Raw genomic sequence first — 12,336 nt, 5'->3', positions numbered from 1 at the left:
GCCGCGTTGGTCATGTGGGTCGCGGGCGTTTCGGGCGGAACGATCCTGACCCTGGCCGCGATCGGGGTCATGGTGGCCATGCACGCTGGCGGCCATGGCAGTCACGGCGGTGGCGCCCATGGCGGCCACGCGCAGCGCGATGATGTGGACCACCCCGCCGAGCACACCCGCCACTCATCGGCACCGTCATCGACCGACGCATCCGCCGCGAACAAGGGAACTGGCGTCCCACACAAGCCCAGGGGCGGCTGCCACTAGCGCCGAGTCCGCACGGTGCAAGCGTGGCGCATCGCACGGTCCCGCAACGGCGGCGCGCGACGCGAAACCTTGAGCGAATCTTCACCGTCCCGCAAGGCTGAGGCCCGGTCTCGACCCGTAACTTGGCGGTGAAGTGCGGCTCTGGAGAACCCGGACCCGGGGAAGGAATACATGGCACGACGACCAGCGAAAGGCAAGCGTTCCGCGTCTCGTGCGCGGAAGCCTCAGGCGATGCCCAGGGGATCCGCACCTTCGTCGCCAGACCGGCACACGGGGACTCCTGGCGACGGGACGATGCGCGGCGCAAGTTTCGTGGCTCAGACCCGCATGTCCCCCATGTCGGCGGGACTCGCAGGAGTCAGCAATCGCCCCCCGAGGGCCGCGGGAGCCCAGTTTCGCCCGGGTCCCTCGCCCCTGCCCGCGATGAAACCCACGCGAGTGCTGGCCAAGATCGGGGGTGAGTCGGGGACCAAGAGCGCACTTGAGTTCGTCACCTTTCCCATCGACGCAGTTGCCGAGCTTCGGCCCCACGCGTTGGGAGTCACGTATTGGTTCGATGCACCACAGACGAAGGGACCGCACGAGGTCGTCCTGCGGTTGACTGGCCGTCGCCTCGACGTCGCAGGTGATCGCAAACCTGAGGACAACTTCGTCACGACCGCATCGCTTCACGACGTTCGACCCGGTAGCGGCCGGACGTCCCTGACCCACCGGGTGGTCGGGAAAGCTCCAGGCCGTTGGCATGTGATAGCCGAGGCGGTGGCAGTCCCGAAAGGCGGTGGCCAGTCGGAGGCTGTGCGACTGCCTTCGGCGGAAGGAGTCGGTCGGTCGACGTTCGCACCCGTCGCCAGCGCACGCGCTCCCGGAGTGATTGTGGGCGCATGGCCAGCCATGGTCTTGCTCGGCGTCGTGCTCGCCTTGGTACTGCAGCGGGTATTGGCCCAGAGGCACGGACTGCCCTCCGGCAATGTGCTCGTGCTTGCCCTCGTGGCCAGCGCTCTCGGTGCTGTCGGCGCCAAACTCTACTATCGCGTCACGCACCGGAAAGCGTCTGGGGGCCGAGGGCTCGCCGGGCTGAGCGTCCAGGGTTTCGTGATCGCGGCCACGGCTACCTTTGTGATCGGCGGCGCTCTCGCGGGGCTTCCCGTCTGGCACCTTCTGGACGCCACCGTGCCCGCACTTCTGCTCGGCCAGACCGTTGGCAGACTGGGATGCCTGATGGGCGGGTGCTGCGTCGGAGTGCCGACAGGCTCACGCTGGGCTGTGTGGTCATCTGACCGGCGCGTCGGGACGCGCCGCATCCCGGTGCAACTGATGGAGTCTGCGGCGGCAGCCACCCTCGCGCTCGTAACCGGTGCCATCGCATGGCAGGGATCGATAACGCCAACAGGCGTCCTGTTCGTCGGAAGCGTCGCGGCATACGTGGTGGTGCGTCAACTCCTGTTCCCGCTGCGTGGTGTCCCCCGCGCCACCCGCCATGGGCGCCAGGTGACACTCATCGTGTCCCTGACCACCCTCGTCGGCATGCTGTTGGTGTCAAGTCTCGCCTGACGCCAACTCCGTCGTCAGGCTCCAACCCCTCCCTGGCAGGAGGCACCTGGCTCAGGCGTCTGTTCGCCCTGGAGGTATCGTTCCAAGAACGGCTTGAGGCGCTCGTCGTTGGCAGAGTCCAGTTCGACTTGGACACCCCAGGCGGTAGCAACAACGTCAGAAGCGAGATCCTCGAACGGGCTCACTAGGAGGTAAGGGTTGGCCTCCGCCAAATCGCGCAACGTGGCGATCTGGGCGTCGTCAAGGTCGGGCCGATAGGTCACCCACACCGCGCCGTGTTCGAGGGAGTGCACGACGTTCTCGGTGCGAACTGGTTCCGCGTAGTACCCACAGTTCTGCAAGACAGGGTCGTGGTCTCCACCGGTGGGCGGCAGCAGAGTGCCTTCGGGGGCCGCGCTTGCCGTCTCATACGGGATGTCCTGCGTCACGTGAGTGGCGGAAGGTACGTCGACGAGCTTCTCGCCCTCGATGGGTTTGCTCGCCGCTTGTTCGACTGCTTCGGCATCCCGCTGCGCGTTGACGATGACGATCGCGGTGGGCACCGCCAGCGCCAGCACGACCCCAGTGACGATGAGGCTTATCAGAACCTTGTGGCGGCGATCGGCACGCGCCTGCGCGGCCCGAATCTGAGCAATCTGGGCACGCTGCTCGTTCTTGTCAACACCCTTTTTCTTACTCGCACTCACGGGATCCTCCGGATCGCTTGGGACATTGGCCTGACCAGGGAACGTGGACAGGTGTAGTGCTCGCGGAACCATCAATTCTACGTGAAGTGGCAGGCTTTCCGGAATTGCGGCGCACCACGCGCTGGACCTTTAGCGTCTCGACCCACTGGGGCCTTTCGCGCACCCGCCCACGGCTGTGGTCACAGGTGGACCGTTCCCAGCATGTGAGCCGCTGCTTGGGACCCTCGCACGTGAGACTCGAGTCCCAACGACCCACCCCGGGTGGGGTGGGAGACTGGCGGTGTAGAAGGAGGAATCACTATGGCCAACCCGTCAGATCGTATGAAGGGCCCTGCATCACCGGCCGGTGCGCCGTCGTCCGTCCTCGAGGCGAGCGGCATCGTCAAGACCTACCGCAGCGGGTGGTGGCCGCGCCGCCGCGCCAAGCCGGTGCTACACGGCGCAGAAGTGCACCTCAAGGCGGGCGAGATAGTGGGCCTCGTGGGCGAGAATGGCTCGGGCAAGTCGACGCTCATGAAGATCCTGGTCGGAGCACTGAACCGCGATGCTGGCAGCGTGGCTCACAGCGGCTTGGTCGGGTTTTGTCCACAGGAGCCAGTCCTGTACGAGAGGCTGACGTGCGACGAGCACTTCGAGTTATTCGGCCGTGCGTATGGCATGGCCGAGTCGGCCATGCAACTCTCCCGCGAGGACATCTACGCCACGCTCGGCTTCGCTGAGTGGGGAAGCGCGCGGGTCGAGGAGTTGTCGGGCGGGACTCGGGCCAAACTCAACCTCGGTCTTGCATTGCTACCGGATCCGGACTTGCTGCTGCTCGATGAGCCCTACGCGGGTTTTGACTGGGACACCTATCAGAGGTTTTGGCAACTGACCCGCGACCGGCGTGACGCTGGCCGCAGCCTGTTGATCATCAGTCACTTCATTTCGGATGCCGATCGCTTCGACCGCATCTACGACCTCATCGACGGGCGGACGGTGGCACGATGACGGTGAACACCGCCCCGCTGACCGGGCTACTCACCTGGCGCAATCTGCTCGAGTACGCCCGCCGACCCCTCAACCTGGTGCTGTTGGTCGTCGTGCCTGTCGTGTTCGTTGCCCTCTCGGCAGGCGCGCTCGCCGACTTCGCCAAGATCCTGGGTGGCGATGCGAACTCCGGGCAACTTGAGACCGCCACGGCGGGGTGGGCCGCGGCCTTCCTGGCTGGCGTGGCCGGCTTCTTTCACGTGGCCGGATCGCGCGATGCCGATCGACGCCTCGCTTCTGCGGGTTCCGTCACCGCACGCGTGGTCACCGCAAGGCTCACGTCTTCGCTGTTGCTAGCAGCCGTGGCCGCCACCGGCGCCCTCTTCGCATTGACTTCGCGCACGGACGTGGCCGACCTGCCCCGCGCGATCGGGGCGACTGCAATGTTTGCGGTGATCTACCTGGGTCTCGGCACCACGATAGGGGCGCTCGTGAGATCCGAGATCAATGGGTCGCTCCTCCTGATCTTCATTTGGATGTTCGATATCTTCCTGGGTCCGGGCATGGGCCAGACGGACTCCGTGCTCAACCGATTCTTCCCAGCACACTTCCCCACCCTCGTCATGCTCGACGCGTCCACGACCCACGCCGGACCACTCGGAGACCTTGGAGCGTCGTTCGCTTGGACGCTAGGGGGCCTGGCGTTGGCATTCGTTGTACTGCTGGTCACGACCCGACCGATCCGAACGGACAGTATTCGGACCGTGAACACTTCGCCTGCGCGCCTTGCGGCCGGGCTGAGGTTCGCATGGCGTGAATACCGTAGGAACGCCGCCCTGTGGGCACTGCTGGTCGTCGTTCCGGTGTTCTTCATCAGCGCGTCGATCGCGATCACCCCGGATAACCCTGCCCCGGTCGAACTCGCCGAAGGCGGACAGCGAACGATCTCGGTGTTGTCGATGGTCGATGTCCATGGTGCGATCATGGTCGCAATCACCGTGGCGTTCCTGGCGGGGCTGGCTGGCCTCTTCGTCGTGCTCGGCTCGGCGGAGGCCGATCGTCGGCTGGTGATCGCTGGCTTCCGAACCAGCGAGGTCCTGGCCTCGAGGCTCGGCGTCATTGTGTTTGCCTCCATGCTCGTCAGCGCCGTGTCCCTCGCCGTCACAGCCTTCAGTTTCGCGCCCCAAGTCTGGATCACCTTCGCGTTGGCCACCCTCGCGATTGCCGTCACGTACGCCATGATCGGCGTGGTAATCGGCCCCCTGGTCGGCCGACTGGGCGGGCTGTACCTGATGTTCCTGCTGCCCTTCCTCGACCTAGGGCTCGCCCAAAACATCATGTTCGACGCCGCCCCGCCAGCCTGGGCGTCATGGATGCCCGGCTACGGCGCAGTTCGTGTGCTCGTCGATGGCGCATTCACGCCGACCTTCGACGAGACCACCGGGCTGTTGTTCGCGCTCGCGTGGCTGGTGGGCACCATCGCTGCGGCTGTCGGCGTGTTCCACCGCGTCGCTGCTCGGCGCACGTAGGGGGCCAACCATGCGCAACGACATCGCGATCCGTTCCCCCCGGAACGCAGGGCCAAGGCAAGAAGGACGGGGCTCCTTAGCATGAGCGAAATGGACGACTACCACCGCCAGGTCACCAACCGACTCAAGACCGCGCGCGGCCACCTCGACGGGATCATCCGGATGGTCGAAGACGACGCGTGGTGTCCCGACATCATGAAACAGCTCGCCGCCGTGCAAGGCACACTTGAGGGCACCAGCCGCGAGGTGCTTCGTCATCACCTTGAGGAGCACTTCACGGCCGCGATCCGCGCTGGCCACGGCGCGGAGATCGTCGACGAACTAATGGAGACACTCAAGTACGACAAACGCGTCCTGCGTCCGCCCGCGATCGACGTTGAGGCGCCACCGCCCACTTGAGACCGCGGAGCGCTACCGCTACGCACTCACAGGGCACATTGCCGTGCACTGCATGCCGGAGTTCGCTCACGACCACATCCCGCAGGCCCGAGTTGCCCAACGTCTCAAGAGCCCGACCGCAAACCCTGTGAGGGTCTGCGGTCGGACCGGAGCGGCCTTCCAGCCGACGCACCGATCTGTCGCGGGCTTGCTGTTCCCCGACGTCCGGTGCTCGGACACCGTCAGTGCGAGTGGTGATCGTGAGCGCTGTGGTCGTGGCCAGCGGGAACGTAGGCGGCCGGGTCCTTGACGAAGCTCGCGTGGCAGCCATGGGAGCAGAAGTAGTACATCTGCCCCTCGTGCTCCACACTCGCGGCCGCGGTCGACGGGTCCACGTTCATACCGCACACGAGGTCAGTAGCTTTGGTGGGAGTGGTTGTCATAGTGTCCTCCGGTTGAGTGTCTGTTCCGATTTCGACCACCGGTTCAGTGGTCGAAACTGTGATGTTTTGCGGGAGCGTTGCCGGTGTGAATCGGCGCAACCGGTTGGCGTTGGTGACCACGGACAAGGAAGACAGTGCCATCGCCCCGGCGGCGATCATCGGGCTGAGGCGAAGCCCGAACGCTGGGTAGAGCGCACCGGCCGCGATCGGGATCCCGATGCCGTTGTAGACGAAGGCGAAGACGAGGTTCTGACGGATGTTGCGCATGGTGGCCCTGGAGAGGTCCACCGCCGTCACCAGCCCGCCGAGAGCTCCGGAAATCAACGTGATGTCCGAGGACTCGATCGCGACGTCGGTGCCGGTGCCAATCGCAGAGCCGACATCCGCCTGGGCGAGGGCCGGGGCATCGTTGATGCCGTCGCCCACCATCCCCACAACTCGCCCTTCGCCCTGGAGCCGCTTGACCTCCTGCGCCTTGTGCTCGGGCAACACCTCGGCCACGACGCGGCCGATGCCGACCTGGCGGGCGATAGCCGCTGCAGTAGTGCGGTTGTCGCCGGTCATCATGATGACGTCGATACCCCGCTTCTGGAGAGCGGCGACCGCGGCGATGGAACCCTCCTTGATGGTGTCCGCCACCGCAACGACTGCCGCGGGCTGGTTGTCGATCGCGACCAGCATGGGCGACTTGCCGTCACCGGCGAGTCGCTGCTGGTCCTCCAAGAGGTCCTCCACGTCCACCCCGGCCTCCACGAGCAGGCGAGCGTTGCCGACCAGGATGTTGCGTCCGTGCAGCCGGGCACCCACACCCTTGCCGGTGATCGAGTCGAACTCGGCCACGTCGTCCAGCACCAGGTTGCGCTCCAGCGCCCCGGCCACGATCGCCGCGGCAAGTGGGTGCTCGGACGACCGCTCGACCGAGGCGACCAGCTGGAGCACCTCGTCGGCCGTGAAGCCGTCGCTCGGAACAACGTCGGTGAGTTCGGGCTTTCCCATCGTGATGGTGCCCGTCTTGTCCAAGACGACAGTGTCGAGCTTGTGCGCCGTCTCGAGGGCCTCGGCCGAACGGATCAAGATCCCCGCCGTGGCACCCTTGCCGGTCCCGACCGTGATCGAGAGCGGTGTGGCGAGCCCAAGGGCGCAGGGGCACGCGATGATCAGGACCGAGACGCTGGCCACCAGAGCAAAGAGCAGCACCGGAGGTGGGCCGACCAGAGCCCAGGTCACGAACGTCCAGATGGCGATGATGACCACCACGGGCACAAAGTAGCTCGAGACCTGGTCGGCGACCCGCTGGATCGGCGCCTTGGACCCCTGGGCCTGCCGGACCAGTTTGATGATCTGGGCGAGCATCGTGTCCGCGCCGACCTTGGTCGCCCGGTAGCGGAAGGTCCCGGTCTGGTTGATGGTCGCCCCGATCACCACGTCGCCCACAGACTTGACGATGGCGATCGGCTCACCAGTGATCATCGACTCGTCGACCGCGGAGCGACCCTCGACGACCTCGCCGTCGACCGGGAGCTTCTCCCCCGGCCGCACCACGACGATGTCGCCCTCCAGGACGTCCTCGATGGGGATGTCGAGCTCGCCACCCGCACGCAAGACCCGAGCCGTCCGGGGCTGGAGACCGATCAGGGTTCGGATCGCCTCACCCGTGCCGGCCTTGGCCTGTGTCTCGAACAGACGCCCGAGCAGGATGAGGGTGATGATCACCCCGACCGCCTCGTAGTAGACCTCCCGCACCTCGGCGGGAAGCAGCCCAGGTGCGACCGTGACGACGACGCTGAACCCGTAGGCGGCGATGGTGCCGATCGTGATCAAGGCGTTCATCTCCGCCCCGCGGTGGCGCAGTGCGAGCCACCCGGTGCGATGGATCGGCCAACCCGTGTAGAGCATCACCGGTGTGATGAGCGCGAACTGTAGCCAGTTGTTCATCAGCAGCTCGGGGACCCAGTCCACCTTGAAGAGCTCGACGGTCATCACGGCGAAGAGGACCGGGGCGGTCAGGATCGCGCCGAAGAGGACCCGCCTCTTCAGGTCGGTGATCTCGGCATTGCGGTCGCGTTCCTCGGCTTCCTCGGCTTGCGCCGCCGTGAGGGGGTCTCCTGCGGAATCGTCTGCATCGTCCGGGGACTGAGACTGCACTGTCGCGGGTTCGGCCACCGCGACGGCCGCTGAACTTCCGGGAGTCACGCCAAGGTCGGCTTCTTCGCCATCGACGACGACTATTCGGCCGCGCATCATGTTCATCCCGCATGCGAACCCAAAGGACCCCGTCTCGCCCGGGAGGAACTCCACCGAGGTGGTCTGGTACGCGGGAAGCCCTTGGTTGATCTTGAAGTCCGGCATCACTACTCGCGATGAGCACTCGCCGGCCTCCTGCCGGTCAAACTCCATCCGTACTGGCACACCGCGGGTCACCTGAACCAACTCGGGGCTGTAGGCGCCCTGGACCTTGATGCGCACCACCTGCACGCCGTCGTCGAGGTCGACGCGCCCTGTCCGTTTGGGGCCGAAGAAGAACCACAGTGCTCCGCCCGTCAAGAGCACGGCCGCGCCGACGATCAGTAGTTCGGTCATTTCGAGTTACCTCCGATCGGCATCCGGTCCGCTGAGGTGCGGCCACGGTCGTGCCTGAGATTGTCTGGATCTTGCCGGACCGGCAGAGCCCTAAAACTGCTGTCGGTCATCGTGAAGCCCGCTTCAGTCACCGCCGAGGCGAGCGCCTCGGGCGGGACTAGCGCTTCACCCCTAACCACCACCACGGGCGAGCGCCCGCCGACGCGCAGGCTGATGCCCACGTCCTCCACGCCGTCGACGCGGTGGAGTCGCTCGAGTACTTCCACGAGGCACGTGCCACACATGAGTCCCTCGACAGAGAACAACTCTTGGTGATTCATCATTCGACCTCCTTCACGTACGATACCCCCGTAGGGTATAAGTATTGACACGCGCGGACTAAGTTCCCACTGCGGCTCGGTGAAGGTTGCATGAAGATTGAGGGCGGGATTGAACCCGAGCCCCTTCGGCGGGTGCCTGAGCGGTGCTCACGGCCGAACAACCTTCATGGAACCTTGATGGGGCGTGGTATCGAATCTTCACCGTCGCCGACCAGACTGGATGACGTAGCGGTAAAAGTAAAAGAGAGAACGCCGACAGCACACCGATGAAGGAGACAACCATGAGCACATGCTGCAAGGACGAACAGACCGACGACTCCGGTTGCTGCTCGAGCGCCACCACGGCGGATACCAGCGCTACCGCGTCCGCCCACCAGGGTGGCGGGGGCTGCTGCAAGGGCTAGGCATCCACAGACGCCCCATCGCCTCGCCCGCACGGCTTGAATTCGGCGAAGTTGTCGACGCCCGGCAAGACTTCCCGTTGGGGCGGATCACTCCCGAGCGCGCCGGAAGGGCGCGCGCCGTTCGGGGATTCGTTCCCGGGCGGGGATTCGTTCCCGAGCGGGTTGCACCACCACCCACATGGCCGCCAGCACCGTCACCAGACCGCTTGCAGTCCAGCCCGTGGGCTGTTCGCCGAATACCATCGCAGCCAGCACGATGCCGAAGACGGGCGTCAGGAATGTCCACGCGGTCAGGACGTCCAGCCGTGATCGGCGCGCCTCGATGATCCAGAGCACTGTGGTCACTGCGGTACCGACAACGGCCAGGAAGGCCAAGACGGCGACAAACCTGGGTGTCCACGCGATCACGGGCGGCCCCTCGACAGCGGCGGCCAAGATCACCAGGGCCGCACCGCCGATGATGAAGTGCCAGCCGATCGCCATGATCACATCGAGTCCGCCCAGGCGCCGCGCCAGGAGCGTTCCGCCCGTGATTGCCACCGCAGACAGTACGGATAGGGCCGCGCCGCTGCCGCCGCCGCCGGGGACCGCGACCAGGACGAGGCCGGCAAAACCAGCCAGCAGCGCCCCCGCTGTCCGCAGGGAGACGGCCTCCCCGTATAGCCACCACGCTGGCAGCAGGATGAGCAACGGCTGAGCATTGGCCAGCACCGCGGCGGTGCCGGTTGCCAGCTCGGACACGCCAGCGAACATGGCCGCGAACGCGACGGTGACGTTCACCAGCCCCAGCACCGTGATCAGCCCCCACGCACGCGCGCCGGAGGGCATCGGGCGCCGTTGGACACCTGCCACCATCACCAGGACCACCCCGGCGATCATGGCGCGCAGCGCCGCGAACCACAGCAGCGGCGCATCCCGCAGGCCGAGACGGATAGCGACGAAGCAGGCGGCGAGCGCCACGGCAATGAAGAGCATCCGTAGCGGCCGGGGGCGTCGCGGCTCCGCGACGCCCCCGGTGGCCAGTCCGCCGGCCTCCTGCCCACCTCTCAGGGTCAAGCCGGTCACCGCCCAGCCGTGGGAGCTGCTTCCACTGCGGGTGAGGCTAGCGTCTTCACGGACGTCACGGCGTCCGGAAGGCGCAGACGCTTGAGCATCAGGGCGTTGACCGCGACGATCAAGGACGACCCGGCCATCGTCAGCGCCGCGATCTCGGGACGCAGGAGCAATCCGAACGACGGGTAGAACACACCCGCCGCGATCGGGAGCGCGATGACGTTGTAGCCGACAGCCCACCCAAGATTCTGTCGCATCTTGCGGACCGTACCCTTGCCGATGCGCAGGGCGATGGGCACGTCCAACGGGTCTGAACGCATGAGCACGAGATCTGCCGTCGCGACGGCGACATCCGTGCCAGCGCCGATCGCGATGCCGATGTCCGCCGTGGCCAGGGCAGGGGCGTCGTTGACGCCGTCGCCGACCATCGCGACCCGCTTGCCCGCCCGCTGCAGTTCGGCGACCTTCTCCGCCTTGTCTCCCGGTAGCACCTCGGCGATGACGGTGTCGATTCCTAGCTGGTCGGCGATGCGCAGGGCCGTGGCCTCGTTGTCTCCAGTGAGCATCACCACTTTGATGTTGACCTTGTGCAGGGCCGCGACAGCCGCGGCCGCTGTTTCCCGCGCTGCATCGGCCAGGGCGATGACCCCCACCGCACGTCCGTCGACGGCGGCCAGGACGGCTGTGCGGCCCGCGGCTGCGAGCTCGTCGCGGCTCGCGGCGAGCGTGCCGAGGTCGATGTTCTCCTTGGCCATCAGCCGCAGGTTGCCGACGAGGACGCGGCGTCCATCGACGGTCGCCGTTGCGCCGTGCCCGGGGACGTTGAGGAACTCACTCACCTTCAGCGTAGGCAGACCCCGCTCGGCCGCATGCTGGTCGATAGCCCGGGCCAGCGGGTGCTCGGACTCCCTCTCGACGGCCGCCACCAAGGCCAGCATCTCGTCCTCGGCCATGTCGGCCACGACGACGTCGGTGACCTCTGGCTCGCCCTTGGTCAAGGTGCCGGTCTTGTCCATCACGACCGTGTCGATGTGAGACGACACCTCCAGCGCCGTGGCGTTCTTGAACAACACGCCGCGCTGTGCGCCCAACCCGGTCCCGACCATGACCGCCGTCGGCGTGGCCAGCCCCAAGGCATCCGGGCATGTGATCACGACGACCGTGATGGCGAACAGGATCGCCAACTGCACGGGCTCGCCGAGCACCAGCCACCAGACCAGGAAGGTAGCCGTGCCGCCAATGAGGGCGACGAACACCAGCCAGAAGGCTGCCTTGTCGGCCAGGCGCTGCCCGGGTGCCTTGGAGTTTTGCGCCTCCTGGACCATCTTCACGATCTGCGCGAGTGCGGTGTCCGCGCCCACCTTCGTGGCCCGGGCCCGCAGGGTCCCGGTGGTGTTGATCGACGCGCCAATCAGTTCGGAACCCGGCAGCTTCTCCACCGGCATCGACTCCCCGGTGACCATCGACTCGTCGACCTCGGACTCACCCTCCTCGACGACCGCATCGACAGGGATCTTCGACCCCGGACGGATCAGGAGCAGGTCACCGACCACCACCTCCGAGGTGGGAACCTCCACGGGCGTTCCGTCACGAATCACCATCGCCTGGGACGGAGCCAACTCGAGCAGGGTTCTGATCGCATCGTTGGCCCCGCCGCGGGCCCGCATCTCGAACCAGTGCCCGAGTAGCACGAATGCGGTCAATACGGCCGCGGCCTCGTAGAAGACCTCGCCGCCCCCTGTCAGGGTGACGATGACGCTGTACAACCACCCCGAACCCACCGCGACGGCCACCAGCACCATCATGTCCAGTGTCTTGGCCCGCAGCGCCCGGTAGGCACCGTCGAAGAAGATCCAGCCCGAGTAGAACACCACCGGCAGGGACAGGATCAGGGTGAAGACATCGTCGCGCAGCCCCAACACCGACGGAAGGTCCTCCAGCCCCAGCACGTCCCGACCGATCGGGGACCACAGGGAGATCGGCACGGCAAGGATCACCGCGACCAGGAACCGATTGCGCATGTCGCGGACCATGTCCGCCATGGACGCGCCGCCGTGGCTGCCTCCGTGGCCCATCACCGACTGCGCGGAATGATCGGCATCCGCACCGTCCCCGTGGCCCGCGTGTGCGTCGTGGCCCGCGTGTGCGTCGTGGCCCGCGTGTGCGTC

11 protein-coding genes are annotated in these 12,336 nt (G+C 66.3%); 6 read left to right on the top strand and 5 right to left on the bottom strand.

Annotated elements, in window-relative coordinates:
- Positions 1-258: hypothetical protein (locus tag QZZ33_RS03250; RefSeq protein WP_291378152.1), on the top strand; the 258-nt coding region annotated here is incomplete at its 5' end.
- A 423-nt stretch (positions 259-681) separates the two neighbouring features.
- Positions 682-1,809, top strand: a complete 1,128-nt coding sequence (locus QZZ33_RS03245; RefSeq protein ID WP_226095215.1) for a prolipoprotein diacylglyceryl transferase family protein — start codon at positions 682-684, stop codon at positions 1,807-1,809.
- Between the two features lie 14 nt (positions 1,810-1,823).
- On the opposite strand, the gene QZZ33_RS03240 is transcribed toward QZZ33_RS03245, so the two are convergent.
- Entirely contained in the window at positions 1,824-2,495 is a 672-nt protein-coding gene (locus QZZ33_RS03240) for a DUF3105 domain-containing protein (RefSeq protein WP_291378150.1), read from the bottom strand.
- Positions 2,496-2,795: 300 nt separating this feature from the next.
- Here QZZ33_RS03240 and QZZ33_RS03235 point away from each other — a divergent pair, with 300 nt between their 5' ends.
- The 3 genes from QZZ33_RS03235 to QZZ33_RS03225 all read left to right on the top strand — a co-directional run bounded on the left by QZZ33_RS03235 (position 2,796) and on the right by QZZ33_RS03225 (position 5,389).
- Positions 2,796-3,482 (top strand): ATP-binding cassette domain-containing protein, encoded by a 687-nt coding sequence (locus QZZ33_RS03235; RefSeq protein WP_291378149.1) that lies wholly within the window; start codon positions 2,796-2,798, stop codon positions 3,480-3,482.
- The gene (locus tag QZZ33_RS03230) at positions 3,479-4,990 is read left to right on the top strand and encodes an ABC transporter permease (protein WP_291378147.1); all 1,512 of its coding nucleotides are present in this window, start codon (positions 3,479-3,481) and stop codon (positions 4,988-4,990) included. The genes QZZ33_RS03235 and QZZ33_RS03230 overlap by 4 nt, the downstream gene beginning before the upstream one ends.
- A gap of 90 nt (positions 4,991-5,080) precedes the next feature.
- A complete protein-coding gene (locus QZZ33_RS03225; RefSeq protein WP_291378145.1) occupies positions 5,081-5,389 on the top strand; it encodes a metal-sensitive transcriptional regulator in 309 nt (102 codons plus the stop codon).
- 221 nt (positions 5,390-5,610) lie between these two features.
- Here QZZ33_RS03225 and QZZ33_RS03220 read toward each other — a convergent pair whose 3' ends face one another.
- The gene (locus QZZ33_RS03220; RefSeq protein ID WP_291378143.1) at positions 5,611-8,391 is read right to left on the bottom strand and encodes a heavy metal translocating P-type ATPase; all 2,781 of its coding nucleotides are present in this window, start codon (positions 8,389-8,391) and stop codon (positions 5,611-5,613) included.
- Positions 8,388-8,714: a heavy metal-associated domain-containing protein gene (locus QZZ33_RS03215; protein ID WP_291378141.1), complete on the bottom strand. Its 327-nt coding sequence runs from the start codon at positions 8,712-8,714 to the stop codon at positions 8,388-8,390. Before QZZ33_RS03215 ends, QZZ33_RS03220 begins: the two co-directional genes overlap by 4 nt.
- A gap of 278 nt (positions 8,715-8,992) precedes the next feature.
- On the opposite strand from QZZ33_RS03215, the gene QZZ33_RS03210 reads away from it, so the two are divergent.
- On the top strand, positions 8,993-9,115 hold the full coding sequence (locus QZZ33_RS03210) for a hypothetical protein (RefSeq protein WP_291378139.1): 123 nt from the start codon (positions 8,993-8,995) through the stop codon (positions 9,113-9,115).
- A gap of 87 nt (positions 9,116-9,202) precedes the next feature.
- On the opposite strand, the gene QZZ33_RS03205 is transcribed toward QZZ33_RS03210, so the two are convergent.
- Both QZZ33_RS03205 and QZZ33_RS03200 read right to left on the bottom strand, forming a co-directional pair.
- Positions 9,203-10,180 (bottom strand): DMT family transporter, encoded by a 978-nt coding sequence (locus QZZ33_RS03205; protein ID WP_291378137.1) that lies wholly within the window; start codon positions 10,178-10,180, stop codon positions 9,203-9,205.
- Positions 10,177-12,336, bottom strand: a 2,160-nt coding sequence (locus tag QZZ33_RS03200; RefSeq protein ID WP_291378136.1) for a copper-translocating P-type ATPase, incomplete at its 5' end; no start/stop codon positions are given. The genes QZZ33_RS03205 and QZZ33_RS03200, both read right to left, overlap by 4 nt.

Origin of the sequence: Demequina sp., from assembly GCF_016278775.1 — a bacterium.
Taxonomy (GTDB): Bacteria; Actinomycetota; Actinomycetes; order Actinomycetales; family Demequinaceae; genus Demequina.
This window is presented reverse-complemented; position numbering and strand designations above follow the sequence as displayed.